23 protein-coding genes and 1 pseudogene are annotated in these 26564 nt (G+C 52.0%); 19 read left to right on the top strand and 5 right to left on the bottom strand.

Going from position 1 to position 26564, the window contains the following annotated elements; genetic code table 11:
* Positions 1-281 precede the first annotated feature (281 nt).
* The 4 genes from HPY81_03380 to HPY81_03365 are packed head-to-tail and all read left to right on the top strand — an operon-like array spanning position 282 to position 4587.
* Positions 282-1952: a spore germination protein gene (locus HPY81_03380; protein NPV26500.1), complete on the top strand. Its 1671-nt coding sequence runs from the start codon at positions 282-284 to the stop codon at positions 1950-1952.
* Between the two features lie 7 nt (positions 1953-1959).
* Entirely contained in the window at positions 1960-3183 is a 1224-nt protein-coding gene (locus HPY81_03375) for a Ger(x)C family spore germination protein (protein NPV26499.1), read from the top strand.
* Between the two features lie 24 nt (positions 3184-3207).
* Positions 3208-4332, top strand: coding sequence for an endospore germination permease (locus tag HPY81_03370; GenBank protein ID NPV26498.1), 1125 nt, complete (start codon positions 3208-3210; stop codon positions 4330-4332).
* 21 nt (positions 4333-4353) lie between these two features.
* Positions 4354-4587 (top strand): hypothetical protein, encoded by a 234-nt coding sequence (locus HPY81_03365; protein NPV26497.1) that lies wholly within the window; start codon positions 4354-4356, stop codon positions 4585-4587.
* On the opposite strand, the gene HPY81_03360 is transcribed toward HPY81_03365, so the two are convergent.
* Positions 4577-4729 carry a hypothetical protein gene (locus tag HPY81_03360; GenBank protein ID NPV26496.1) on the bottom strand — a complete coding sequence of 51 codons (153 nt, stop codon included), beginning with the start codon at positions 4727-4729 and terminating at the stop codon, positions 4577-4579. The two genes, HPY81_03365 and HPY81_03360, sit on opposite strands and share 11 nt — an antisense overlap.
* A 211-nt stretch (positions 4730-4940) precedes the next feature.
* Between HPY81_03360 and HPY81_03355 the strand changes: the two genes are divergently transcribed.
* A complete protein-coding gene (locus HPY81_03355) occupies positions 4941-5405 on the top strand; it encodes a response regulator transcription factor (GenBank protein NPV26495.1) in 465 nt (154 codons plus the stop codon).
* Here HPY81_03355 and HPY81_03350 read toward each other — a convergent pair.
* Complete coding sequence (locus tag HPY81_03350; protein NPV26494.1) at positions 5402-6655, bottom strand: adenosylhomocysteinase; 1254 nt, start codon at positions 6653-6655, stop codon at positions 5402-5404. The two genes, HPY81_03355 and HPY81_03350, sit on opposite strands and share 4 nt — an antisense overlap.
* Positions 6656-6965: 310 nt before the next feature.
* On the opposite strand from HPY81_03350, the gene HPY81_03345 reads away from it, so the two are divergent.
* Positions 6966-7625, top strand: coding sequence for a hypothetical protein (locus HPY81_03345; protein ID NPV26493.1), 660 nt, complete (start codon positions 6966-6968; stop codon positions 7623-7625).
* A 50-nt stretch (positions 7626-7675) separates the two neighbouring features.
* Here HPY81_03345 and HPY81_03340 read toward each other — a convergent pair whose 3' ends face one another.
* The 3 genes from HPY81_03340 to HPY81_03330 form a co-directional block, all read right to left on the bottom strand.
* On the bottom strand, positions 7676-8410 hold the full coding sequence (locus tag HPY81_03340) for an alpha/beta hydrolase (GenBank protein NPV26492.1): 735 nt from the start codon (positions 8408-8410) through the stop codon (positions 7676-7678).
* Complete coding sequence (locus tag HPY81_03335) at positions 8403-10319, bottom strand: sigma 54-interacting transcriptional regulator (protein NPV26491.1); 1917 nt, start codon at positions 10317-10319, stop codon at positions 8403-8405. Before HPY81_03335 ends, HPY81_03340 begins: the two co-directional genes overlap by 8 nt.
* A gap of 320 nt (positions 10320-10639) precedes the next feature.
* Entirely contained in the window at positions 10640-10783 is a 144-nt protein-coding gene (locus HPY81_03330; protein NPV26490.1) for a hypothetical protein, read from the bottom strand.
* A gap of 225 nt (positions 10784-11008) precedes the next feature.
* Between HPY81_03330 and HPY81_03325 the strand changes: the two genes are divergently transcribed.
* The 13 genes and pseudogenes from HPY81_03325 to HPY81_03265 all read left to right on the top strand — a co-directional run bounded on the left by HPY81_03325 (position 11009) and on the right by HPY81_03265 (position 26549).
* Positions 11009-11923, top strand: coding sequence for a CoA transferase subunit A (locus HPY81_03325; protein ID NPV26489.1), 915 nt, complete (start codon positions 11009-11011; stop codon positions 11921-11923).
* Entirely contained in the window at positions 11920-12783 is an 864-nt protein-coding gene (locus tag HPY81_03320; protein NPV26488.1) for a glutaconate CoA-transferase, read from the top strand. Before HPY81_03325 ends, HPY81_03320 begins: the two co-directional genes overlap by 4 nt.
* A 32-nt stretch (positions 12784-12815) precedes the next feature.
* Positions 12816-13592, top strand: a complete 777-nt coding sequence (locus tag HPY81_03315) for an enoyl-CoA hydratase/isomerase family protein (protein ID NPV26487.1) — start codon at positions 12816-12818, stop codon at positions 13590-13592.
* A gap of 81 nt (positions 13593-13673) precedes the next feature.
* A pseudogene (locus HPY81_03310) lies at positions 13674-14823 on the top strand (acyl-CoA dehydrogenase).
* A 277-nt stretch (positions 14824-15100) separates the two neighbouring features.
* Positions 15101-16780, top strand: coding sequence for a methylmalonyl-CoA mutase family protein (locus tag HPY81_03305; protein ID NPV26486.1), 1680 nt, complete (start codon positions 15101-15103; stop codon positions 16778-16780).
* Between the two features lie 157 nt (positions 16781-16937).
* Positions 16938-17150, top strand: a complete 213-nt coding sequence (locus tag HPY81_03300; GenBank protein ID NPV26485.1) for a biotin/lipoyl-binding carrier protein — start codon at positions 16938-16940, stop codon at positions 17148-17150.
* A gap of 122 nt (positions 17151-17272) precedes the next feature.
* The gene (locus HPY81_03295; GenBank protein ID NPV26484.1) at positions 17273-17671 is read left to right on the top strand and encodes a cobalamin B12-binding domain-containing protein; all 399 of its coding nucleotides are present in this window, start codon (positions 17273-17275) and stop codon (positions 17669-17671) included.
* A 53-nt stretch (positions 17672-17724) separates the two neighbouring features.
* On the top strand, positions 17725-19275 hold the full coding sequence (locus HPY81_03290) for a methylmalonyl-CoA carboxyltransferase (GenBank protein NPV26483.1): 1551 nt from the start codon (positions 17725-17727) through the stop codon (positions 19273-19275).
* A 238-nt stretch (positions 19276-19513) separates the two neighbouring features.
* Positions 19514-19999, top strand: coding sequence for a DUF2294 family protein (locus tag HPY81_03285; protein NPV26482.1), 486 nt, complete (start codon positions 19514-19516; stop codon positions 19997-19999).
* 577 nt (positions 20000-20576) lie between these two features.
* Entirely contained in the window at positions 20577-21986 is a 1410-nt protein-coding gene (locus HPY81_03280) for a sodium:solute symporter family protein (GenBank protein ID NPV26481.1), read from the top strand.
* An 800-nt stretch (positions 21987-22786) separates the two neighbouring features.
* Positions 22787-24124 (top strand): butyryl-CoA:acetate CoA-transferase, encoded by a 1338-nt coding sequence (locus HPY81_03275; protein ID NPV26480.1) that lies wholly within the window; start codon positions 22787-22789, stop codon positions 24122-24124.
* A 32-nt stretch (positions 24125-24156) separates the two neighbouring features.
* Positions 24157-25368 carry a thiolase family protein gene (locus HPY81_03270; GenBank protein NPV26479.1) on the top strand — a complete coding sequence of 404 codons (1212 nt, stop codon included), beginning with the start codon at positions 24157-24159 and terminating at the stop codon, positions 25366-25368.
* A gap of 32 nt (positions 25369-25400) precedes the next feature.
* Positions 25401-26549, top strand: a complete 1149-nt coding sequence (locus HPY81_03265) for a thiolase family protein (protein NPV26478.1) — start codon at positions 25401-25403, stop codon at positions 26547-26549.
* Positions 26550-26564: the final 15 nt, after the last annotated feature.

Here is a 26564-nt window from a genome sequence, read left to right as displayed (position 1 = left end):
TCAATATGATGGATGCTTCAGCATCACTTTCATCTTGAAGGATTATGGATAGTATTTCTATCATGAATTGAGCTTTTTCAATTATTTTTGCACTCGACTTGACATAAGCAATTACTTTGCATAATTAACCAGGCAAGTTGTGCATAAACAGATGTACATCTGGTGAAAGTAGTTGTATCAGGTATGACTGTATAATTTCTGACAAAAGTCTTTAATTTCCCAAGAGCGCAAACAATTAGCAATGAATAACCTTTATAAGACCAAGGAAAAGGTGGCACACCATGTTCGGATTCTTTCGCATCTTGAAAAAAGCCGTCACTTACTCCTCGCGAGGCCAGTCAAAACAAAAACAGCGGACGGCTGACCCGGGGCAACCTGAGCAGCAGGCTTTAAGTAAGAGCCTGCCAACCAATCTGCGGCAGATTAAGGAGATTTTAGCCGGCTGTGCGGACGTGGTCTACCGTGAGTTCGTGATCGCGCAAAAAGATGAAATCCGCGCCGTGCTCATCTATGTCGACGGGATGATCGACAAGGGCCAGGCCAGCTTCCAGATCATGAAAACGCTGATGATGGACATTTCCATGGTGGAGGAAGGGGAGAGGATCAACCCGCACAATGTCCTGGAGACAGTGGTCGAACGCGCACTAACAATCCACCAACTGGAGCAGTACCATAACCTGCCAGATGTGATCAATGGCATCCTGGACGGTGATATTGCCCTGCTGATCGATGGCTACGCGACGGCTCTGCTGTGTGGGGCCAGGGCGTGGGAATCAAGATCGGTTGAAGAGCCTACCTCCGAAAGCGTGGTGCGGGGGCCGCGGGAGGGTTTTGTCGAGACCCTGCGGACCAATATCACTCAAGTCCGCCGACGGATTAAAAGTCCGGATCTCAAGGTAATGATGTTGAAAATTGGCCGTTATACCCGGACTGATGTCGCGCTCATGTACATCCGGGGAATCGCGGACGAAAAACTGGTGGCCGAAGTCAAGTCACGACTTCAACAGGTCCAGGTTGACGGTGTTTTGGAGAGTGGTTACCTCGAGGAATTGATTGAGGATCGCCCTGGTTCAATTTTCGCACAGATCAAGCGCACCGAACGGCCTGATAAAGCATGCGCCGACCTCCTGGAGGGTAAAGTGGCCATTTTGGTGGATGGGACACCTTTTGCGATGACGGTGCCGCTGTTGTTCACCGCAGAGCTGCAGTCGGCGGAAGACTACTACGAGCGCTACTACTACGGCTCGGCGATCCGGATGGTGCGCTTCCTGGCCATGGTGCTGGCCTTGACCTTATCTTCAGTCTACATTGCTATCGTGTCCTTCCACCAGGAGATGCTTCCTACCCCGCTCTTGATCCGCGTGGCTGGACAGCGGGAAGCCGTGCCTCTCCCCGTTATTATGGAGACGATATTGATGGAGATGGTATTCGAAATCCTGCGGGAAGCCGGGGTACGTTTGCCGCGTCAGGTCGGTCAGGCCGTCAGCATCGTTGGTGGCCTGGTCATGGGCGATGCCGCGGTGCGGGCAGGACTGGTTGCCCCTACCACGGTGATCGTGGTGGCACTCTCGGGCATCAGTTCATTTGCCATCGCCGGCTACTCAGCAGCCATCAGCATCCGGCTTCTGCGCTTTCCGATGATGGTGGCCGGTGGCACACTGGGTCTGTTTGGGGTGATGGCCGTAATCATTGCCATCTTTATTCACCTGGCCTCCCTGCGTTCTTTCGGTGTTCCTTATTTGTCACCCGTGGCTCCCTTGACGCTTCGCGACCTGAAGGATGCTACTAACCGGGCCCCCTGGTGGGCGATGCGGACGCGGCCGCGGGTGATCGGATACCGGAACCCGCAACGGCAAGCACCTAATCTCAAGCCCGGGCGGCCAGCCGAACAGAGCCAAAAACAGAAAACCGCCAGCGCATCGCACAGATACCGGCGACAGAGGGGGGAGTGAGTAGCTGGTGAGTGGTGGAAAATCACGTCTGAGCAAGTGGTTGGCCATTTTTCTGGTGTCCATCTTGCTGCTTAGTCAAACCGGCTGCTGGAGCTTCCGAGGAATGAAGCAACTGGCCATCGTGATGGGGGTAGGGATTGATAAGGTACCGGGAACCGATGAAATAGAGGTTACGGTTCAGATTGTCAAACCCGGGGCCACGTTTGTCGGCCAGGAGGGTGGGGGACTTGGCGGGTCTGAAACCAAACCGGTCTGGGTGGCCAGCGCGCGAGGGAGAACCATTAGCGAGGCCCAACGCCGGTTAAATCTGAAATCATCCCGGGAGATCTATTGGGCACACTGTATCTTCCTGGTGCTCGGAGAAGAACTGGCCCGCCAGGGTGTTGATGATGTCCTTGATTTTTTCCTTCGCGGTCCCCAACCGAGAGAGTTCATGTGGATCATGGTTGCCCGGGGAACGGCAAAACAGATCCTGACAGCAGAGCCAGAACTGGAAAAGATCCCGGCCCAGGCGATCGGGTTTCTCACCCGGTCAAAGGCGGGTCATGCTGTGATGCTGAAGGATTTTGTCAAACAGGTCGTAACACCCGGGGCAGGTGCAACTGCTTCTCTGTTAGAACTGACAACTGCCATTGAGGGTGAAGACCAAGAGGACGGACAAAAGCCCAAAGAGGTTAAAATGGTTGGGGTAGCGGTTTTCCGTCAGGCTAAACTGGTGGGGTTTCTGGATGAAACGGAGACCCGCGGCTTGATGTGGCTGCAGGGAGAAGTCGTCCGCGGCGTGGTGACCATTCCGAGCCCCGAAAAAAAAGAAGGAAGAATATCAATCAACATCTACCGGTCAAGGACGAAGGTGATCCCAGAAATCCATGATGGGATGTTAAAGATCAAGGTGGAAATTGATACCGAGGGCGATCTGGCCGAGGAACAGGGACCTGATGATGCCAGCCAGCCGGCGGTCATCGAGGAGATTAATCAGTACATGGCCAGTCAGATAGAAGAACGCTGCCAGCTGGCGCTTCAGAAGGCCCAGACGGATTTGCAAACAGATGTTTTCGGCTTTGGGGAAGCAGTACACCGCCGCTACCCACAGGAGTGGAAACTATTGAAAAACCGGTGGGAAGACGAGTTCCCAAAAGTCCCAGTTGAAGTAACCGTCAACGCTCAAATCCGGCGTACCGGTCTGATGACGAAACCAATCTTTAAGAAAATACAGTCATTGAAGAGTTAATTCACATGGAAAGAGGGTGATGGCATGAAGGACAAGGTGATGATCAGCAGTGTGGAATGGGGCTGTCTGATTGCCAATCTCATTCTGTCTACCGGTGTCCTTTTTGTTCCCAGTGTTACAGCGGGGACAGCCAAACAGGATGCCTGGCTGGCCGGCTTGCTGGCAACGGGATTCGGTCTGGGCATAACCCTACTGCTCACTGCGTTGTGGAGACGGTTACCTGACCAGAACCTGATCCAGGCCGCAGAAATCATCTTGGGGAAGTGGCCGGGGCGGCTGGTCAGCCTCTTTTACCTCTGGTGGCTGCTCCACACTACCGCTGCTATCAGTCAAGAGTTCGGGGATATAGTGCTCATTGGGTTCCTGCCGGAAACCCCGTTCATTGTCATCATCCTCGTCGGTATTGCCCTGTCGGCCTATGCGGTCCGCAGCGGACTGGAGGTGATCGCTCGACTTAACCTGGTTTTTTTGCCACTGGTAATCAGCCTGTTACTGCTCAGTCATCTCCTGGTAATCAACGTTATGGACGGGAAAAACTTACTTCCTGTTGGCGAGACCGGCCTGAGCAACTTGGTCAAGGGGGCCATCCCGACAACGGCCTGGTTGGGGGAACTGGTGGTGATGTGGATGTTTCTCCCGTGCTTAAATCAAAACCACGAAGTAAGAACAGCCTCCCTGACAGGCATCCTGGTGACTGGTTTGTTGTTTGTCCTGACCGACCTCATAGTGGTGGCGGTGTTCGGGCCAGTCCAGGTCGCATCGTTTGTCATTTCTACTCTGAACGCCGCGCGGATGATCCATATCGCCGCTTCCATCGAGCGGGTGGAGGCCTTCACCCTTGGGATTTGGGTGTTTGGCGGGGTGGTAAAGATAAGCCTGTTCTACCTGGCTTTTGTTTACGGCTTGGCGGAATGGCTAAAGCTGCGCGACTATCGTCCGTTGGTGCTGCCGGCCGGCGGACTGATCGTAGCCATGGGCATGCTCAATTATCGCAATATAGTTGAACTGTTTCATTTTGCGGGTAAGTCCTGGCCGGTGTACTCGCTTTTAACGGTTGAAGTCGGCTTGCCTGTGCTAATGCTACTGGTGGCCCTGGGACGGGGGATTAAGGCTCAGCCCCGCGGGAACGGGTCTGAAGGGACGAATTAACAAACAAAGGAGTGGGTAAAGATGCTTGGACTACTGGCCCTGGTGTTCATAGCTTTGATGATCATGCTGGCGATTGACTTGCCCTGGTTAATTAAAGAAAAAATGTGGCGCGAACTGGCTGCCTATATAGTTCTGGTGGTACTTTGGTTAGGTCTGACGATTCCCCAGGTGTTGGGGATTACCCTACCCAGTCCCAGCAGTTACATAGCAGAAGTGTTTAAGCCTTTAAGCGACCTGTTGAAACCTACCGAATAACGGCAACCGCCCCGACCCGTAAAGGAACGGTTTTGCGCACCGGTGGGTCGACCCAGAGCTTGAAAGAAAGCATCATCGCGATCACGACGCCGAAGAAGAGGAAAAACAGGGCGATGCGCCGGCGCCTGATGAAGTAGGTCACATTTTTCCCCCCAGGATTTTTTATTTTATAAAGTTTCTCTACTGCTGACAGGTTGCCCGAGAAAAATGAAAAATATGCGGCGAACTTACCATCTTGGCGTCATGGATTGTCGGAATTTGATGGAAATAACTTCCTCTGCCAGACAGGATTCTTGACTCCACCGGCGAATAATTACACCAAACACACGTTTCAAAGGAGGGCGAGATATTTTATGGATGGGACTAGTGATGGCAGTCGAGGAAGAGTGATCTTCATGCGGGTGGGCAGTTTGCCAGATGGCTTGGAAGTAGAATTCCAGATCGCAGAGAACCACCCAGTCTATCAGGTGGGTGGTTCTTCCCGTCCCCTGCTGGTCATTAGCCCAGAGACGGGTGAAGTCTGGTTGGGCACGGAGAGATTGAATGTAACAGCGGCGGAACTGCGGATTCTCGCCAAGTTAGCGGAAAATGGCCGACGGATAACGACTCCAGAGGTTTTGTATGATGCCCTGTATGGGGATGGAACAGGCGGGGAGGGGTCCGGTTTTGATGTACGTTCGCACATCCGTAATCTGCGCCGCAAACTGGGCGATGATGGCCGCGACCCCTATTATATTCTCAATCACCGCTCACTGGGCTACCAACTACGCCCGGGTACTTACCGGCTGATTAAGGCAGAAACAGACGGGTATGGCTAATCGGCCCAACTGGCTAGATAACGTTCTTGCTCTGGCGTCAGGGTGTCAATGGTAATGCCGAGCGCTTTTAGGCGCAGACGCGCGACCTGCTGGTCGATCTCAGCCGGCACCGGGTGAACTTTCGGCACGAGGTTGGCCCGATTCGCAATCAGGTATTTAAGGGACAGGGCTTGCAGGGAAAAGCTCAGATCCATCACTTCCGCGGGATGTCCATCGCCTGCGGCCAGGTTGACCAGCCGCCCTTCCGCCAGGAGGTAGACCCGCCGTCCGTCGGCAAAGACAAACTCCTCGATATTGCGGCGGACGGTCCGGGAAGACACCGCCATTTGGAATAAATCAGGTTTGCTGATCTCGACGTCAAAGTGACCGGCATTGGCCAGGATCGCCTGGTCTTTCATCACCGCGAAATGTTCCCGCCGGATGACATTGATGTTGCCAGTCACGGTGATGAAAACGTCGCCAATACTCGCGGCTTCAATCAAAGGCAGGACCTGGAAGCCGTCCATGATGGCTTCATTGGCCTTGATCGGGTCGATTTCGGTGACCACTACCTTCGCCCCGAGCCCTTTGGCGCGCAGCGCTACTCCCTTGCCGCACCACCCGTAGCCGATTACCACGACCGTCTTGCCAGCGACGACCAGATTGGTAGTCCGCATAATACCGTCCCAGACAGATTGGCCTGTTCCGTAACGGTTGTCAAAGAGGTATTTCATGTAGGCGTCGTTGACGGCGATCATGGGGAAGTGCAATTGGCCTTCACGTTCCATGGCGCGAAGGCGCAAGACCCCGGTGGTTGTTTCCTCGCAGCCGCCCAGGATCTCGGGGAGCTGGGCTGAGCGTTCCGCGTGGAGGAGAGCCACCACATCTCCGCCGTCGTCGATGATGGCGTCGGGGTGACAGTCCAGCGCCAGATTCAGGTGGCGGCGGTACTCCTCGACAGTGGCTCCGTGCCAGGCGAAGGCGCGAATGCCGCTATCCACCAGCGCGGCTACAACATCGTCCTGCGTTGACAAGGGGTTACTGGCAACAACAGTGACCTCGGCCCCCCCGGCCTGCAGGACTCGCGCCAGGTAGGCAGTTTTCGCTTCCAGGTGCAGGCAGAGGACGAGACGCCGTCCAGCAAATGGTCTGGTCTGCGCAAACTCGGTGCGGAGCTGATTCAGGATCGGCATGTGGGGACGAACCCAGTCGATTTTTCGGTGGCCTTCTGGCGCAAGTCTAAGATCACGGATCTGTGACGTGGGATACATATGTCTGATACCTCCATGAGCGCATCTAAAATTTTACTGACAGTGTCTAACCTCTAACCTGAATGGGACTTTTACATATCCAGTCTTTCTCTAGTCTATGGCAGAATGCCCAATGGCATTCTGTTTTCACTTTAGCGCAAATTGCAATTGGCGTAAAGGGGCGGCTGAAACAATTTTTACGGGGGACATGAAAGAAAAAAGAGTATCATTGGGAACACAAACAATTCACTTATTCTGCACAGAAGGATCATGCTCTCTACACAACCCTGGTCTATGATGATGGCAAAGTTGGCGGAGAGGAGGCCAGGGTATGGAATACCGGAAAGTTGAGGAACTGTATAACGAATTAACGGCCTTATGCCCGGTTTATCAACCGGGGCTGGGAGATGCCACCGAGATTATTACGAACAATGGCGGACACTACCTGGACCGGCGGACCATCCGGGGGGTGCGGAACGCCCTGGCGCGTCAGTTTGCTCTGGACCAGCAAGCGGCCAGAGAGATCTACGGTGAACTGGTCGGCCGCCGGGCCCTGGTGCCGCTTCCCCTGTCTATTCACCTGATTCTCATTCCGGTCAAGCTGCGGCGGCCAGTGACGGCAAACGACAGCGCTTATGGTTATGTGGCAGTTAATCAGGTTTCGGGGTTGGTCACGAGCCCGGTCTACCCCCGCGGCTGCCGGCTTCAGTTGTTAAATGGTTACTGCCTGGACAGCCCGAGCAGCCGGGAAACAGTGAGCAGGACCTTAGGGGATGGGCGCTTGATTGCCCAACGGTATTGTGACTACATTGGTGCTCACCGCGCTAAACTAACGTCGGGGAGAGCAGGAGAAGAGAGTGGTGTGTTGAGCAATGAAGGGCTGGGGATTGCGGAAGCGGTGGTGGAACTGGCGAAACAGGTAAATTTACTGGTCGACGTCTTGACTGGAGTAATACAGGGTTTGAAAAAAGATCGCCTACCGCGCAGGTAGGCTATCGGTGTTTGTAAATTAGTCAAATCTTGCCAAGGCTTTAATTGTGCTCAGTGGTTGTGTTGGCGGAGAAACTCGGTGATCACCTGTTTGACTGCGGCGGGCTGTTCCAGCATGACCATGTGTCCGGCGGCAGGAATCACCGCCAGAGTGCTGTTGGGTAAGTTTTTTACCAGATACTCGGAGTATTTGGGCGGGGTCAGGAGGTCATCGGCGCCAACGATCACCTGGGTGGGCTGTTGTATTTCGGGCAGGCGCGACATCACGTCAAAGTTGTCGCAGGCAAGAAAATCACGGTAAACAACGACCGGATCCACTGTTAGATCCATTTCGATTTCGGCGTTAATCAAAGCTTCATCTGTGGCTGGGGAAAAGGCCCGCCGTTTAAAGGCCGGGTTAACTATCCCTTGTCGCAGGTTTTCTAAAAAGGCAGGGACGACCCGCAGACGGGCCCCCGTGCCCACCAGGACAAGATAATCAACCGCGTTCGGGTCAATCAGGGCGACCATTAAGACAATCGCCCCACCGAGGGAGTGTCCTACCCAGATCAGCGGCCGTGTGGGTCCAATGGCGGTCACGCTATCTCTGACCACACGGGCGTACTCGCTGACATCGGACTGTGCCTCGCCTGTTGATTCCCCGTGACCCGGTAAATCCAGGGCCAGCCCCCCATACCCTTCAGGCAGATCACTCATCAAACTTCGCCACTTGCGGCGGCTGCCGCCGGAGCCGTGAATAAAGACAAGTGTCCCCTTGGAACCGGCCTTGTAGTCGTAGTTAAGCATCTTTCTCACTCCTAACTTGATTATTGCTCTGGAGTTTCCTCCACAGGGTCGACCGACTGATGCCTAAGCGGCTTGCCAGTTTCTGCTTATCCTGGATCATTTGGTCCAACTGAATTAAAATGTTGCTTTCCATCTCTTCCAGACTGCCGACGGGTACGGTAATGGTTGGTTTAGGCGGTTTGTAGGTTTCTCCTTTTCCCTGCGCCAGGAGACCCAGGGCCATTTGTTCCGCCATCTCAGAAGATTCGCCGGCGTTACACAGGACAACGTATTTTTCAACAAAGTTCTCCAATTCCCGCACATTTCCTGGCCAGTGATAGGATTGCATGGACTGTAAAACTGTTTCCGTTAACGGTGGCACCCGTTTGTTGTAGCGTGATGATATTTGATTGGGAAAGTATTGCACCAGATAGGGAATGTCTGACTGCCGCTCGCGCAGCGGTGGAACGATCAGTCTGAGCACATCCAGGCGGTAGAAGAGGTCGTTGCGGAACGTCCCCTGTTCAACCAGTTCCTTAATATCCTTGTTCGTCGCGGCGATAATCCGTACATTCACGGGAATGACCCGCGAACCCCCAACCCGCATCACTTCTTTGTGTTGTAATACACGGAGCAGGTGGGACTGGAGATGGGGGGGCATTTCACTGATTTCGTCCAGGAACAGGGTGCCTTTGTGCGCCAGTTCGAACAAACCGGGTTTTCCCCCCTTGCGGGCCCCGGTAAACGCCCCTTCTTCATAGCCAAACAGCTCGCTTTCCAAAAGGTGTTCCGGTAACGCGGCGCAGTTAATGGCCACAAAAGGACCGCGGTGCCGGCGGCTGCTCTGGTGAATACTTTGGGCGAAAAGTTCCTTGCCGGTCCCGCTTTCGCCGGTTATCAGGACGGTGGCGTCAGATTGAGCGTAATGCCGGGCGGCAGAGACCGCCCGCAGCAACGGCTCGCTGCGGCCAACGATATCATCAAAGTTATACTTGGCCACCAGACCCTTGGAGAATAATTCAGCGCGGATTTTCTGCTCCAGGACCTGCACGTGAGTCACGTCGTTAAAGGTAGCCAGTGAGCCGATATACTTATTGCCGAAATGGATGGGTGTGCTGTTGACCACGATCTGTCCCTGATTGGTATTCACCAACTGTTCGCAGGCAGCCGTTTTCGAGTTCAGTAGGGCAACCAGACCTTCCGGCAAGACCTCAGCGGCTGACTTGCCATTAACGTTTGTTTTTAGTCCCAGAATGCGTTCTGCAGACGGGTTGATCAAGCGGATTTTTCCCGTTGACCCGAGCGCCACGATCCCCTCAGAAGTAAGATTAAGCAGGGCTTTCAAGCGCTCATTTATCTCGTAGTCGTGCTGGCGGATCTGGGCGATTTCCTTGGCTTTTTGTATGGCTTGAAAAATCGTTTCCCGGTTGGGGCGGATGAGAATAACTTGCATGCCCATTTGCTGAGCGGTCCTTAAGGTGATCAGGCCGCCGAACATAGTCCTCAATCCTAATTGTTTGGCTTCGTGCACGTTTTTAATCACGTCGGATTGTTCGCGGTAAGTAAAGTGGCGGATCTTGATGCCCAGGATCTGCTCCATGACTTTGATATCGTAAGGTTGATTATAGTAACTAACAAAGCCGATCTCTTTTTCATCCGGGGCAATCCGCCGGCGGTTGCGGAAAATCGTCTGCAGCACGTCAAAGGTCGATATTTCGGCATTGACCACCTGAATTTTCATGCGAGAGCGAATCAGATCCGCGGTGTAGCCGCGTGTGATTACGACATCTACATTTGACTTAGCCAGTTCTTCCAGGTAAGGAATAGCCTCATCCATGATGGCATCGATAACGCGGACGTGTTGGCTAATCTCTCGGTGCAGCTTTGGCAGCAAAGGGTCCGGGTTGATAAAAACAATGTTTTCAAACAATCTACCACCTCCGACGTTTGAATGTTTTTCGGCTGGATAAAGTGGAATGAATTAAGGCGGGAATGAATGTTGAAAGTTTCGGGATTTGTTCTGTGACAGGTTGGAATCTTACATAGAATAGCGATCAGTTGTAATATAAGTGTACCTGTTTGCTCTGGCGAGAGCAACAATTATATTTTGCCGAATCTCTGGTAACGACAGCCTAAAAATGACTTTTTGAGAAATTTATTGTTCATCTTCTCCAGAGATTACTCACCTGCTTAAACATAATCATGCATGCACTTTATTCCACAAACACACCGGTCTGAATTGTTTCAAAATTAAATCACCATTGGCGCAGATGTTGCAAAAACAAAATGATTGACTCCTTCTGCGTCGGCGAAAGAAGCATTATCAATTTTTGAAAAATTTATTTTTTGTGTTGGGATGGGAACAGTACGCCCAGGCACCAGACGGTTAAACAAGCTGGCACATTATTTGCAATTAGTGTTAAAAATGGGTTAGATCAACAGAAACAACAGAAAAAGACAAAAACAGGCACGATATGACACAAGACAACATAGCAAGACAAAATTAGACATCATATCACAAAAAGAGACATTATCAGCACGGCCGAACAGGGTGGGGGTGAAGGAATATGCAAATCTGTTTTTCGCCATAAGGAGGGATGTTGTGTGCAAGATAAGCGAATGACCTTAAAAGAAGCAGTTGCCACCTTTGTCACAGATGGGTGTTCGATAACTTTTGGTGGTTTGGGAAGTCGAGAACCCTTTGCGGCTTGTCACGAGATCATCCGGCAGCGGAAGAAGGACCTCACTTTCATTACGGCCACCACTACCGATACAGCCGAGCCGCTGATCGCCGCTGGCTGTATCAAGCGAGTTGAATCTGCATATATCTGGATTGGTGTCGTTGGCATGGGGTTGAACTGGAGGCGCGCGGTGGAACAAGGGATTCCCCATTACCTCGAAATTGAGGAATATTCAAATTACGCGATGGGACTACGCTTTATGGCCGGCGCCAGCGGGGTGCCCTTTATGCCGACCAAGTCCCTGCTGGGGACTGATATGATTAAAGTAAACCCGAAGATTAAGGTGATTGATGACCCCTATGGGAACGGACCAGTTGCACTGGTACCAGCAGCGCAGCCGGATGTCGCCTTTATTCACGTGCAGCGGGCGGACAAGGCCGGCAATGCCCAGATCTGGGGAATGTTTGTTAACGATGATATCATCGCCCGGGCGGCAAAAAAAGTAGTGCTGACCTGTGAAGAAATAATCCCGACGAGCGAGATTCGTAAGCTCCCGAACATGACGGCGATTCCATCCTACTGTGTTTCGGCTGTCGTGGAGGCACCATTTGGCTGTCACCCCTTATCGGTAGCGGGGTATTACTGGATGGATATTCCCTTCCGCCGCCAGATGGTGGCTGCCTCACGGACCAGGGAAGGGATCCTGCAGTGGATGGATGAGTGGATCTACGGGATAGAAAGCCATAACGACTATCTCAACAAAGTCGGTTGGGATCGGTTAGCCAAACTGCAGGAGCTTGAACATGATAACTACCAGATCCCCCAGATTGTATCAAAGGAGGGAGCCCGATGAGCTACGCCAAGGATTATACGACGTCCGAATTGATGGGGGCAATTACGGCCCGCCAGATCCGCAATGATGATGTTGCCTTTATTGGGATCGGGATTCCTTTGATTGCCGGTGTCTGTGCGGTGAGTACCCACGCGCCAGACGCAATCTTGATCTACGAAGGCGGGGGAGTCGGGGCCATGAGCCGGCGGATTCCCTGGACGATCTCCGACAACCCGACGACGGACAATGCCCTGGCGGCCGGTCCCATGTGGCGGGTGTTCAGTGATCAACAACGAGGGTTTATTACGCTGGGAATTATCGGCGGGGCAGAGGTTGACCGCTATGGGAATCTTAACAGCACGGTGATCCCGGGGGTGGATGGGAGCTATACCCGGCCCAAGGTCAGGCTGCCCGGCAGCGGTGGGGCCAACGATATTGCGTCTTCGGCCCAGCGGACGGTAATCATGATCCGCTTGGAAAAGGGCAAGTTTGTGGAGCGCGTGCGCTTTATGACCAGCCCCGGGTATCTGACCGGACCCGGTGCCAGGGAACGCGCCGGCCTTATGGGTGGGGGACCCGTTATGGTTGTCACTGATCACTGTATTTTCAAGTTCGACGAAGAGACCAAAGAAATGTACCTTGACGCCCTGTTCCCCGGCGTGACGGTTGACCAGGTGCGGGAACGGGTTGACTGGGACTTGAAGGTCGCGCCTTGGCTCTCGGAAGTTGAGCCCCCAACAGAGGAACAGGTGCGGGTGATGCGTTCCTTTGATTCCATGGGGATCATCCTGGGGAAGAAATCGACCCAAAAGACAGAGACCTTTGAGGAATATTATGAGAAGATGAAACGCTCTTATGAGGCGATTGAGCTCAAGTTATAGGAAGTCGCAAACATTACGGAGGAGGTATGAGCATGTCTTTTCAATACCTGCTGGTGGAAAAGGAGGCTGGGATCGGGTTGATCACCATCAACCGTCCCGAGCAGCGAAACGCCCTTAACCGGGAGGCGTGGGCTGAGATCCGGCAGGCGGTAGGTGAACTGGGGATAGATGATGATGTCCAGGTGCTGGTGATTACCGGCGCCGGGGATAAAGCGTTTGTGGCCGGAGCGGACGTGAGGGCGTTACGCGAGCGGAGTATGCTCCAAACACTGGTGGGAGAATACCATCGAGTTTTGCTGGATATCGAAGAACTGGATAAACCGGTAATTGCCGCGGTCAATGGCTTTTGCTTCGGCGGCGGATGTGAATTGGCCATGGCCTGCGACCTGCGGATCGCCAGTGAGAACGCCAAGTTTGGGCAGCCCGAGCTGGGGTTGGCGATCATGCCGGGAGCCGGGGGGACCCAGCGGCTGCCGCGATTAGTCGGGCTGGCTAAGGCCAAAGAACTCATCCTGACCGGGGAGATAATTGATGCCGCTGAGGCCTTGCGGATCGGCCTGGTCAACAAGGTGGTCCCGGCGGGAGAACTGATGGTGACGGTCCAGGAGACGGCCAAGCGGATCATGAGCAAGGGCCCGGTGGCCGTCCGGATGGTGAAACGGGTCATGCGGCTGGGGACAGAGGTTGATCTCCGTACTGCGTTAAACATTGAGATTCTGGGGCAAGCGGTGATTTTTGGCACCGAGGACCGACTGGAGGGTTTGGATGCCTTTTTAGAGAAACGCAGTCCGCGGTTTCAGGGAAAATAAGCTAAGCTTGTGTTGTTTCGAATTGTTTTGGTAAAGCAAGATGATTTACCAGAAGTATAGAAAGCTAAGGAGGAATGTCTGATGAATTTTGGGTTAACAGAAGAACAAAGGATAATTCAAGAGATGGCGAAACGTTTTGCCGAAAACGAGATCGCGCCTTATGTAGACGAGGATGAAAAGAATCATTATTTCCGAAAAAGAAATCCACGACAAGATGGCGGAACTTGGCTTCTTTGGGTTCTGTATCGAAGAACAGTACGGTGGAAATGGCATGGGTTTCGTGGAAGCCTGCCTGGTGACCGAACAACTGGCCAAGGTCCACGCGTCCTGGCGGCTCCCGATCAACATGCAGTGCATCGGCCCGGCCCTCACCATCCAGCTGTTTGGTACCAAGGAACAAAAGGAAAAATTCATCCCGAAGTTTGTCAGTGGCGAGTGGATTGGTTACTTTGCCATTACCGAACCGAACACCGGCTCGGATGTGGCTTCCATGAATACCTATGCGGTAGATAAAGGTGACCACTGGGTGATTAACGGGCAGAAGATGTTTATCACGAACGCCCCGATCGCTGACTATGGCCTGCTTTACGCCTCGACAGATAAGGCGGCCAAACACCGCGGCATTACCTGTTTCCTGGTCGATTTTAAAAACACACCAGGGGTTGAAGTGCATCCCATAGAAACGAAGTTTGGCCTCCACTGCTCACCGACCGGTGAAGTGGTCTTTGACAACGCCATTGTCCCCAAAGAAAATGTGCTGGGTAAACCCGGGGATGGCTTTAAGATCTGCATGACGCAGCTGAACAACACCCGCATCGGTTGCGCCGCTGGGGCATTGGGTTTGAGCGGCGCCTGTCTCGAAACAGCGGCAAAATACGCTAATGAACGGCAGCAGTTTGGCCGGCGGATTGGGGACTTCCAAATGGTTCAGTCCACCCTGGCGGAAATGGCAGCTGAGCACGAAGCAGCCAAGCTCCTGGTCTACCGGGCGGCCTGGCTGAAGGATCAAGGGCTGCCTAATCAGTATGAAACGTCTCTGGCCAAGTATGTTGCTTCGGAGGCCGCGGTTAATGGGGCTAACGATTGTTTGACTATTCTTGGTTCCTTTGGTTACACGACCGAGTATCCCGGAACGCGTTATTTGGCGGACGCCCGTTCATTCAAGGTTGTGGAAGGCACGACCTTTATTCAAAAGATGATTATCGCTAAATTTGTCCTAGGTGATAGATAGGTACTACTATTGCAAGTGCACCTTCACACAAACCACTTCTCTTAAAACGATTTTTGAAGCTCCCTGCCGGTTATCTCAAACCGGCAGGGAGGGTCCTTTTATTGCCTCATTGATTTTAATTCTTGCTAGAGTAACCCGCTAAAAAAGTTTCAGCAATTGTTTTATTTAACCTAAAAATGCTTGAAATACGTCGATTGTTGAACATGGATAGCGAAAACGGCCAATGTCCCATAAAAATTTATATTTCTATAACCATAGTTAAGGGAGGACAAGCTTAATGTTTGACCGTGAAAAGATAACGCAACTCAAGCAAAAGGTTGCGTCTTGGGAAACGGATTCGCTGAGCAAGGTACTGGCCAAAAACAAAGAACGGCAAGAAGAGTTTGTCACTGGTTCTGGCCTGCCGGTGAAACGGCTGTACACCCCAGCCGATGTAGCGGACCTGGACTATGACCGGGACCTGGGACTACCTGGCCAATACCCGTTCACCCGCGGGGTCCAGCCTACCATGTACCGCGGCCGTTTCTGGACAATGCGCCAGTACGCGGGATTCGCCACCGCCGAAGAATCGAACCGACGGTATAAATACCTGCTTGAACAGGGCCAAACGGGCTTAAGCGTTGCCTTTGACTTACCGACCCAGATCGGCCTGGACTCCGACCATCCCCTGTCCCAGGGTGAGGTTGGGAAAGTAGGGGTAGCCATCGACTCCCTGCAGGACATGGAGATCCTGTTCGATGGCATACCGCTGGATAAAGTCAGCACCTCCATGACCATCAACGCCCCGGCCTCGGTCCTGCTGGCCATGTACATCGCCGTAGCCGAAAAGCAGGGGGTCACCCCAGAAAAACTCAACGGAACGATCCAGAACGACATCCTGAAAGAATACGCCGCGCGGGGGACCTACATCTTTCCACCGGGGCCCTCAATGCGGTTAATCACCGACATTTTTGCCTACTGTGCCCAGCACGTTCCGAACTGGAACACCATCAGCATCAGCGGTTACCACATTCGAGAAGCGGGCGCCACGGCGGTCCAGGAAGTCGCCTTCACCCTGGCGGATGGGATCGCCTACGTCGAAGCGGCCATCAAAGCGGGACTGGATGTCGACCAATTCGCGGGCCGGCTCTCCTTCTTCTTTAACGCGCACAACGACCTGCTCGAAGAAGTCGCCAAATTCCGGGCGGCCCGGCGGATGTGGGCGCGGGTCATGAAAGAACGCTTCGGGGCCAAAGACCCGCGCTCCTGGATGCTCCGCTTCCACACCCAAACCGCGGGCTGCACCCTCACCGCGCAGCAACCAGACAACAACATCGTGCGGGTCACCCTGCAGGCACTGGCGGCCGTCCTGGGCGGGACCCAGTCGCTCCACACCAACTCCCGAGATGAAGCGTTGGCCCTGCCGACAGAAGACTCGGTGCGCATTGCCTTACGGACACAGCAGATCATTGCCTATGAAAGCGGCGTCGCCGAAACCATCGACCCATTAGCGGGGTCCTACTACGTAGAAGCCCTGACCGACGAAATCGAAAAACAGGCCATGGCCTACATCGAAAAAATCGACGCCATGGGCGGGGCCGTCAAAGCCATTGAACAGGGCTACATCCAACGGGAAATTCAAGAAAGCGCCTACAACTACCAGAAAGACGTCGAAAGCGGCCGGCGCATCGTCGTCGGCATGAACAAATTCCAGATCAAAGAAACGCCGCCGAAAGACTTACTGCGGGTTGACCCGGCGGTGGCAGAACTACAGGCCCAGAAACTGGCCAAACTGCGGGCGGAACGGGAACAACAAAAAGTAGACACCGCCCTGGCCAACCTGCGTCAGGCCGCGCAGGGCACAGACAACCTGATGCCGTATATCCTGGAGGCAGTAAAAGCCTACGCCACCCTGGGCGAAATCTGCGGCGTTCTGCGCGAAGTATTCGGCGAATACCGGCCGGTGGAAACAGTTTAAAAACAAACCACCGCTGATGAAACAATTACCAGAAATAACACTATAGAGGTAGCTCGACCACGATCACGACTGCCAACCCCTGGCCCGACTGCATAACAAACCAGAACAAAAAACAAAAAACAAAAAAACAACTAACTCAAGTTAGGAGAGGATAGCAGTGGCGGAAATACAGGCCCCGATGGTAGGTAAAATTGTCGACATCATGATCAAACCTGGAGACGCAGTAAAAGAAGACGACGAAGTCATCATACTGGAATCCATGAAAATGGAAAACCCGATATACGCACCCGCCAGTGGGACAGTCAAAGAAATCAAATGCAAAGTAGGCGACGTGGTTAACCAGGGAGACATCTTAGCCGTAATCGAATAACACGGTCAGCGTATTGATGAGCTAGAAAAAGATGCTGGGTCTAAAGAGGTCGGCAGTCGTATCGATTGTGGAGATGAGAAGCGATGACATGTCAGTAAGAATTGAAGAAGGAGTGAAAGACGATGGAAGATAAACGAATTCGCGTGCTGGTGGCCAAACCGGGCCTGGACGGGCACGACCGGGGTGCGAAAGTGATCGCCAGGGCGCTGCGGGACGCGGGGATGGAGGTCATCTATACAGGTCTGCGGCAAACCCCGGAACAGATTGTTGCAGCGGCGGTCCAGGAAGACGTTGACGTAGTGGCCATGAGTATCCTGTCTGGTGCCCACCTGCACCTTTTCCCGCGTGTTGTGGAATTATTAAAGGAACAGGACATGGGAGATGTTTTGGTCATCGGCGGCGGGATCATCCCAGAGGAAGACATTCCCGTTCTCAAAGAAGCGGGGGTAGCCGAGATCTTCACCCCGGGGACCCCGACAAGTGTGGCGATCGAATATATTCGCAATCACGTCCAGAAATAACAGTAAATTATTCGGTAGATGAAGAAAAGAAAAAAATATACATGGAGGATGCGATGAGTACACTGGACAAAATTGCCGACCTGAAAGAGCGGTCCCAGAAAATCGAACAGGGCGGAGGCCAAAAACGGATTGACAAGCAGCACGCGGAGGGGAAACTCACCGCCCGCGAACGGATCGAACGTCTGCTCGACGCAGGGAGTTTTCAGGAACTGGACAAATTTGTCACGCACCGGTGCACAAACTTCGGCATGGCGGAAGTTGAAGCCCCAGGCGAAGGAGTAGTCACTGGCTACGGGACAATTGACGACCGGCTGGTCTTCGTCTTTGCCCAGGACTTCACAGTGCTTGGCGGCTCTCTGGGAGAAATGCACGCCAAGAAGATCTGCAAAGTGCTGGACATGGCTTTAAAAATGGGGGCCCCGGTGATTGGCCTCAACGACTCGGGCGGGGCCCGGATCCAGGAAGCGGTAGACGCATTAAGTGGATACGGACAAATCTTCTACCGCAACACCATCGCCTCTGGCGTCATTCCCCAGATCTCGGTGATCATGGGGCCGTGCGCTGGAGGAGCGGTCTATTCTCCCGCCCTGACCGACTTTATCTTCATGGTCAAAGGGACCAGCCAGATGTTTATCACGGGCCCGCAGGTCATCAAAGCGGTAACGGGAGAAGAAGTCACGGCCGAGCAACTGGGCGGGGCGATGACGCATAACCAGACCAGCGGGGTAGCGCACTTCGCGGCGGCCAACGAAGAAGAATGCATTCAGATGATCCGCGACCTGCTGAGCTATCTGCCCAGCAACAACGCGGAGGGGACCCCGTATCGGGAACCGTATGACGTGGCTGATCGGGTTGAACCGGCTTTAAACACCATCGTGCCAGACGAAGCGAACCGGCCCTACGACATGAAGAAAGTGATCGCCGCCATCGTAGACAACAAACAATATCTGGAAGTTCAGCCGTACTACGCCCGCAACATCATCACCTGCTTCGCCCGCCTGGACGGGTACACCATCGGGATCATCGCCAACCAGCCGAACTACATGGCGGGCTGCCTGGACGTGAACGCGTCGGATAAAGCCGCGCGGTTCATCCGGTTCTGCGATGCCTTCAACATCCCGCTGTTGAACCTGGTCGATGTGCCTGGTTTCTTACCCGGGACTGGACAGGAGTACGGCGGGATCATCCGCCACGGGGCCAAGATGCTGTACGCCTATTCCGAAGCGACGGTGCCGAAGATCACCCTGGTGACTCGAAAAGCCTACGGGGGCGCTTACCTGGCCATGTGCAGCCGGGACCTGGGGGCCGACCAGGTGTTTGCGTGGCCGACGGCGCAGATCGCGGTCATGGGACCGGAGGGGGCGGCGAATATCATCTTCAAGGATGAGATCGCCAAAGCCGAGGATCCGAAGGCTGTACGGCAGCAAAAGATTGAGGAATACACGGAACGGTTTGCCAATCCTTATGTGGCGGCGCAGCGGGGATTTGTGGACGCGGTCATCGAACCGCAGGAGACCCGGCCGAAGTTAATCGCGGCTCTGCATATGCTGCTGACCAAGGAAGAAACGCGGCCCGCTAAGAAGCACGGTAACATTCCGCTGTAGGAATGTCAAGGCGTTTTCCCGAAAAGGGGGGGGATAATATGGGCGATTAGTGCTCTAAGCGCGGATCTGATGTGTCGTGCTGGATGATTTCATTACCCGGGGAGGGTCCTGGAACAGGAACAAGAACATCTGAATTTTAATAATCTTTAAAGTTTGTTGTCCAAATTGAAAAAGCCGAGGATAGTTCTTGTTTAACCACGGACTTTTGCCTCCTGGTATTATTGAGAGGAGGGTTTGTGTGAACATTCGCACGAAAGGACAGTTAGAAGATGGATTGAGAAGTGCTTTTACTCGCCTGCACGCCCGTACTCTAGGACGTGGGCCAAAAGACGTGTGTGTAAAAGTATACGGGAATTTTATTTTAGTCCTGTGGTTATCTACTATCACCAGTGTAGAAAAGGTAATCAGGAACCAGCCCGACGGGATCGAAAAACTGCGTCGTATTAGAAAAGATATTATCCGGGCGTCAATCCCGGAGTTTCAACAGATTATCGATGAATATTTGGGCGCCAAGATTATCACCGCTTGCTGGGACATCAATATGGAACGCAATGACCGCTACCTGTTAATCGTCATTGATAAGGATGTTGACTACGAACTGAAAACAGCTGGTGTTGAAAACATATCGTCGACCAACTATACGCGAGTAAATTGGCCAAAACCAAACCGTGAATTGTTCAAGGTGGCTGGAGGATTAAATGAGAAAACAGCCAACAACCTTTAAAAGTGGACAAAGCTACGAACGTCAAGCATAGACTATAAATTATCTGGATGGAAAAGGGGAAAAATTTAAAAAATATAAAATTTACACAAATCACAGCAGGATAATTTTGATTTTTGTAGAAATAAATAATCACAAGCAGTAATATAATAGTTAGTAGCTAGAAGCAGGTAATTAATAACCATCCACGACTTAACTTATTGAACATAACCGAGTAGTTATTGGAAAAAAGATATAATATGGTGGATTGTGGCGGAAAGTGTTAGTACTGGCTGCCGATAAACCAACACAGCAGAGTTAAGGTTGTTTTCTGTCGTGTTGGTTTTATTTTTACCCCAAATATTCAAAAAAGACAGAATGGCAACAAAATTAATACATTTTGCGCAATAATCAATATTTTATAAGTTAAAAATTGTTTCCCTAATCAAAAAAAGGGGTAATCAAAAGAAAAGGAGGTGAAGTATATAGGAAAGAGGTTATTAAGTTTCCAAGGCTTTATATTGATGGAATTTTCTATGTTTTAACGAGTAATTTCGGTTAATTTTGAATGGGGGGGAAAACAGTGAGTCCTGCTGCTATAATGATTACCTATATGGCGTTAACGATTGGGATTGGTCTTTATCTGAGTAAAACCAATAAGAGTATTCAGGAGTTCTTTGTCGCGAAAAGGGGACTGGGTGTGGCTTTGATTATCCCCTTGTTGTTTGCTGAACTGATCGCCGGCGCCGGGACGATTGGTAACGCGGCCGAAGCGTTTAGGATGGGATTTTCATCCGTCTGGGCTAACTGGGGAATGGTCGTCGGTTGTTTGGTCTTTGTTATTTTCGTCTCCAAGTTCTACCGTGTAGTTGGTGCTAAATTTGGCGTGATGTCTGTACCCGAAGCGTATAAGGTTTTGTTTGACTCGAAGACGCGTTTGATCATGCTCTTGATTATCTGCTTGGTTTACGGTATCATTTTTGCTCAACAGCCGACAGCAGCCGCTTCTATCTTAGGTCCTATGTTTAAAGTGGATAATAATCTGATGGCCTGGATCGTGGGAGCAATCTTTATCATTATGACCTTGACGGGTGGATTGAAAGGTCTGGCCTGGATGAACGTGGTTCACTCTTTCGTGATGTACTTTGGCATGGGGATTGCCGCTTTTGTCTGTGTGAACCATGTCGGCGGTTATGGACAACTTAAAGCGACCCTGCCTGCTTCGTTTTTCAGTTTCGCGCAACCTGACTTTTGGACAGTGGTTGCCTGGTGCATCGGGACTGCGGTCTCGTTTTTTGCCGCTGCCACTGTGGTTGGGGTTTGTTTTGGGGCGCAGAGCCTCAAAAAAGCCAATACTGGGATCGCCCTAGGCGGTTTTCTGGTGTTACCCTTTGCCTTGATGCCGGCCCTGATCGGTATGGCGGCCAAGGTGCACATGCCCACAATTGTGGCGAAAAACGCGCTCTTTTCTATGTCTGCCCACGTGGGACCGTGGATCGGCGGACTGGCTGCGATGGCGATTATTGCCGCCATATTCTCCACTGCCCCGGCCCTGCTGCTGATCGTGTCGACGACCCTGACCAGAGATTTTTACAAGGGGATAGTTAAGCCTGAGGCAACTGATGCGGAACAGTTAAGGTTTTCGCAGATTACGATCCTGGTCATTGGAATTATAGCCACGTACCTGGGGATGAAGGCCTCGTCGATTCTTGGGCAAATGTTAGGGGCTTTCCAGATCCGGTCTGTTGCCGGCATCGTGTTGGTTATGGCATTGCTCTGGCCGCGGGTGAACAGCACAGCCGCCTTCTGGTCAACCTTGCTCGGTGGTTCATTGGCCGCGATTTGGCACTTTGCGGGCAGCCCCTTTGGTGTGGCACCACTCTGGCCATCGGCAGCGGTAGGTTTAGTTACACTGTTTTTGTTAACTCTGCTGAGCAAAGAACCGGTGTCAGAGGGCTACAAACGGTATCAAACAGCACTTAAAGAGGCGGAGACCGACGGAACGATATGATAAACTGTTAATTTTATAATCTATCAAAAAAATGTAATTTTTCAGGTATAATGAAATCTCTAAATACGGGAAGGAATTTCTGTTAGGCTGTAGAATTATATAGTAGAATTATATAATAAGAAATTGAACCCGCCTGAGGCATGTGCAGGCCAGGGGAAGGTTCTAATTAGAATGATGAGGTTGGTAAGAAGCGGTAGATGCGGAAAACCTTGATCGCAAATGACCAACCCCTGCGAATTAATATAATTATAATTCAAAAGGGGTTGGTCTTTTTATTCAAGACATACCAAAAAAATTCTGCCTAAAAAAGTTAAGAAACAAAAATTTTTTAGCAGGGATATTATACTTTTTATAGAAATACTATTCCAAGATAAAGTATTTATTTCGAGACAATATTCCGAGCATATACGCACAATAAAACCGAAAGACGGTGGATTTTGGCGGAGAGTGTGATGACACTGGCTGCCGATAAACCAACACTATGGAGTCTGCAGGGCTCTAGCGTGTTGGTTTTTTTATTTACCTGAGCACTACGGGAAATCAGAACGGAGGAGGTGAAGTTATTAGAGTGCCCCGGTTTTGTAAATGAAACGGATGAATGTAGTGGCTAAACTAATTAACTCTGTTGAGCAAGGAACTAATATCGAAGGATATAAGCGTTATGAGGCTGGGATGAATGAAGGCGAGATAGACGAAACCATTTAGTCAGGGTTTTTAGTAAGAGGTTGGATTATTAATTACGCATTTTTGTAGCGTAATTGTATTGTGAATTGAGAGGAGGAAAAATCGTGAGCGACCTGATGGAGATGTATCGCAGCAAATTGGTAACGGCGGAAGAAGCAGTAAAGGTGGTTAAGTCGGGTGACTGGGTTCGCTACGGATACAGTTTCACTAAGCCTACTGCGCTGGACATGGAACTGGCCAAGCGGAAAGATGAACTCTATGACGTGAACATCCACTGCGCCACCTGCATGCGTAAATTCTATACCGTAGAAGCCGATCCAACCACGACGCATTTTCGCTATAACAGTGGGCACATGACTGGTCCCGAGCGTCAGTTGCATGACCAGGGTTTGTGCTACTATGTCCCGTCGCAGTTCGGCCAGAGCCCCGATTGGTTCCGAATGGGGTACAGCAAGGTCAATGTCGCCATGCTTAGTGTCACCCCGATGGACAAACACGTATATTTCAACTTTGGACCACAGGCCACATTTGTCAAAGCTGTGTGTGATATGGCGGAAAAGGTGATTGTCGAGATCAACCCTTCCATGCCTAAAGCGCTCGGGGGATTTGAAGAATGCATTCATATCTCCGAGGTGGATATGATTGTTGAAGACCCCCGGGCTGACAATCCGCTGCCGGACATTCAAGCAGCTCCAGTTTCACCTGAGGATGCAAAAATTGCGGAGTACATAATTGAGGAGATCCCTAATGGAGCTTGTATTCAACTCGGCATTGGTGGCGTTCCGCGCGCAGTTGGCGAGATGATCGCTAAATCTGACCTCAAAGACCTGGGTGTTCACTCAGAAATGCTGGTTGAGTCCATGATGACCATGTATGAGGCGGGGAAGATCACGGGGCGTTATAAGACCCTGGACCCAGGTAAGATTGTCTATTCGTTTGGATTGGGATCGAAGAAGTTTTGGGAGTGGATTGACAACAACCCAGCACTGGCCTGCTGTCCAGTTCGCTACACCAACTATCCCCAGTATGTTATGGCTAACGATAACGCCATCTCCATCAACAACGGACTCGAGGTCGATCTTACAGGACAAGTCTGTTCGGAAAGTAAAGGAACGCGGATGATCTCGGGTTCTGGTGGTCAATTAGAGTTTGCTTTTGGCTCGTTTTTCTCGCGGGGAGGTAAATCATTCCTGTGCATGCACTCTACATACACGAAAAAAGGCGGTCGGGCATCGCGGATCGTTCCCACATTAACCCCCGGCGCAGTGGTTACTACACCGCGGCCAGTCGTGCACTACCTGGTGACGGAATACGGCAAGGTCATTTTGAAGGGTAAATCCGAATGGCAGCGGGCCGAACTGATCATCTCCATTGCCCATCCCGATTTCCGTGATGATCTGATCAAAGAGGCGCAAAAACTCGGGATCTGGCGACGGACGGCGAAAATTGAATAATTCGACTAATATTCAGAAGGGAGGATGTTTTTGTGAGAGAGGTAGTGATAACACATGCGGTACGGACACCGATTGGCCGGATCGGGGGTTCACTCAAGGATATACCTGACAAAGAACTGGCTCGTCAGGTCGTTGTAGAGCTACTTAAACGTGCCCAGGTTAATAAACATGAAATAGATCATGTCATTCTCGGTCACGTAAAACAAAGTTCTGACCCCGCCAATACCGCCCGCGTCGTTGCGTTAATGGCCGGGCTTCCGGAGAATGTCCCGGCTTACACCGTCCATCGACAGTGTGGTTCCGGTTTGCAGGCGATAATGGATGCCAGCCAGATGATCCGCTGTGAGGAAGCGGATGTGGTTATTGCCGGCGGGACGGAAAACATGAGCCAATCGGTTTATTACATCCGCAATGCCCGAAACGGTCTCGGGAACGGTGATCACCTGATCGATGACTCGCTGACCCAAGGCGGGCCAGGCGCGATCCCGGAGTACATCTACGGTAACCAGCCGATGGGGATCACCGCGGAGAACCTGGCGGAGCGGTATCAGATCCCGCGGGAGGAGCAGGATGAGTTTGGCCTTGAGAGCCAGGTTAGAGCCTTACGGGCGATCCAGGAGGGCAGATTCAAAGACCAAATTCTGCCGGTCGAGGTGCAAACACCCCAGGGGACTGTAGTTTTTGATACGGATGAACATCCGCGGGCGACTACCATGGAAAAACTGGCTGCCCTTGGGCCGGCTTTCAAAAAAGGCGGCAGCGTGACCGCGGGGAACTCTTCGGGGCGAAATGACGGAGCGGCGGTGGTGCTGGTCATGGCAGCAGAAAAGGCAAAAGCTCTGGAGATGAAGCCGATGGCCCGCATCCTTTCGATTGCCTCCAGCGGCTGCGATCCGACGATCATGGGCATTGGTCCGGTAGAGTGCACCCGAATCGCTTTGGAAAGAGCCGGTTTAACGATTAATGATCTTGATGTGATAGAACTTAACGAGGCCTTCGCTGCCCAGTCACTGGCCGTACTGCGGGATTGGATGGCCTGGGGTATCGATCGCGAGTCACTCATGAAGAAGCTGAATCCCAATGGTGGAGCGATTGCGTTGGGGCACCCACTTGGTTGTACCGGGGCGGCTCTGACAGTCAAATGTCTGTACGAGTTGCAACGGGTCCCAGAAAACCGGTACGGATTGATTACCATGTGTTGTGCTGGTGGTCTGGGTGTTGCCATGATCGTTGAGAAATGTTGATTTGAAATCAAAAGCGAGGGGGGGAAAAAGAGATGAACAATGTCATGATCGTCAGTGCGGCCCGAACCCCGTTTGGGGCTTTTGGTGGCCAGTTAAAGGATCTATCAGAGCAGCAACTGGGCGCGAGTATGATGTTGGAAGCCGTGCAGCGCGCTGGAATCGATCCCGAGAAAATTGATGAAGTGATCGTAGGAACAGCTAAGCAGACCAGTAAGCCTTCCAACTGCGGCCGTCACGCTATGTTGGTCGCGCGTCTACCGGAAAAGGTACCGGCCTATACGGTGCAGAGGAATAGCGCTTCTGGCTTGCAAGCGATTGTTAACGGTTATTGGGCGATTAAAAGCGGTGACGCGGGTGTTATTCTGGCTGGTGGAACGGAAAGCATGAGCCAGATACCCTTTGAAATTCGCAACGCCCGGTATGAATTTACTGAAAAGCAGCGGGAAATCGTGGACGCAATTCCCGCTCAGGAGGTCGGTGCTCAACCGGTTGAGAAGTACGGGGTTGTGACCATGGCCCAGGTGGCTGAGAATTTAGCCAAAAAATATCGGCTGTCTGATGAAGAACAGATAAATTACAGCAGTATCAGCCGAGAACGAGCTAAGATCGCCGTGGAAAGCGGTCAAATTAATGAAGAAATTGGGGAGGTGGTACTGAAGAAAGGTAAAAAGGAAGAAAAAATCAGCAAAGATGAACTAACAAATGCACAAGATCTTCTAGCTAAACCGGCAGATGCTGCCGCAATGTGTCTTTTGGCCAGTCCAGAAAAAGTACGCGAACTGTCTTTGCCGTGCCTTGGTCAAATCCTGTCGGTTGGGATTGCGGCAGGTGACCCGCGGTACACCGGTCTGGGGATTGTGGAAGCCAGCCGGATTGCTTTGAAAAAGGCCAATCTAGCACTTGCAGATATTGACGTGATTGAACTTAATGAAATATCGGCTGCTCAATGTTTGGCTATTTTCCGAGAATGGCAAGGATGGGGAGTCAATCCAGATGAGCTAGTCCAAAAGGTTAATCCCAACGGTGGTGCTTTGGCGACTGGTAATCCCTGGGGAGCAATGGGTGCGGTCTTATTCACCAAACTAATCTTTGAACTGCGTCGTCGGGAGGCTAAAAAAGGCTTGGTTGCTCTAGCGGCTGAAGGTGGGCAGGGTATGGCCTTGATTGTCCAGAAAGTATAAATAATAAAATGATAA

This window comes from Bacillota bacterium (assembly GCA_013178045.1).
Lineage (GTDB): Bacteria > Bacillota > Ch66 > Ch66 > Ch66 > Ch66.
Note: the sequence above shows the minus strand (reverse complement) of the source record. Positions and strands in the feature narration are given on the sequence as shown.

Bases quoted from the DNA above. Each gene is read 5' to 3' on its own strand.
- HPY81_03380 (NPV26500.1), top strand. From the start codon at position 282: ATGTTCGGATTCTTTCGCATCTTGAAAAAAGCCGTCACTTACTCCTCG.
- HPY81_03370 (NPV26498.1), top strand. From the start codon at position 3,208: ATGAAGGACAAGGTGATGATCAGCAGTGTGGAATGGGGCTGTCTGATT.
- HPY81_03365 (NPV26497.1), top strand. From the start codon at position 4,354: ATGCTTGGACTACTGGCCCTGGTGTTCATAGCTTTGATGATCATGCTG.
- HPY81_03355 (NPV26495.1), top strand. From the start codon at position 4,941: ATGGATGGGACTAGTGATGGCAGTCGAGGAAGAGTGATCTTCATGCGG.
- HPY81_03350 (NPV26494.1), bottom strand. From the start codon at position 6,655: ATGTATCCCACGTCACAGATCCGTGATCTTAGACTTGCGCCAGAAGGC.
- HPY81_03345 (NPV26493.1), top strand. From the start codon at position 6,966: ATGGAATACCGGAAAGTTGAGGAACTGTATAACGAATTAACGGCCTTA.
- HPY81_03340 (NPV26492.1), bottom strand. From the start codon at position 8,410: ATGCTTAACTACGACTACAAGGCCGGTTCCAAGGGGACACTTGTCTTT.
- HPY81_03325 (NPV26489.1), top strand. From the start codon at position 11,009: ATGACCTTAAAAGAAGCAGTTGCCACCTTTGTCACAGATGGGTGTTCG.
- HPY81_03320 (NPV26488.1), top strand. From the start codon at position 11,920: ATGAGCTACGCCAAGGATTATACGACGTCCGAATTGATGGGGGCAATT.
- HPY81_03315 (NPV26487.1), top strand. From the start codon at position 12,816: ATGTCTTTTCAATACCTGCTGGTGGAAAAGGAGGCTGGGATCGGGTTG.
- HPY81_03305 (NPV26486.1), top strand. From the start codon at position 15,101: ATGTTTGACCGTGAAAAGATAACGCAACTCAAGCAAAAGGTTGCGTCT.
- HPY81_03295 (NPV26484.1), top strand. From the start codon at position 17,273: ATGGAAGATAAACGAATTCGCGTGCTGGTGGCCAAACCGGGCCTGGAC.
- HPY81_03290 (NPV26483.1), top strand. From the start codon at position 17,725: ATGAGTACACTGGACAAAATTGCCGACCTGAAAGAGCGGTCCCAGAAA.
- HPY81_03280 (NPV26481.1), top strand. From the start codon at position 20,577: ATGATTACCTATATGGCGTTAACGATTGGGATTGGTCTTTATCTGAGT.
- HPY81_03275 (NPV26480.1), top strand. From the start codon at position 22,787: ATGGAGATGTATCGCAGCAAATTGGTAACGGCGGAAGAAGCAGTAAAG.
- HPY81_03265 (NPV26478.1), top strand. From the start codon at position 25,401: ATGAACAATGTCATGATCGTCAGTGCGGCCCGAACCCCGTTTGGGGCT.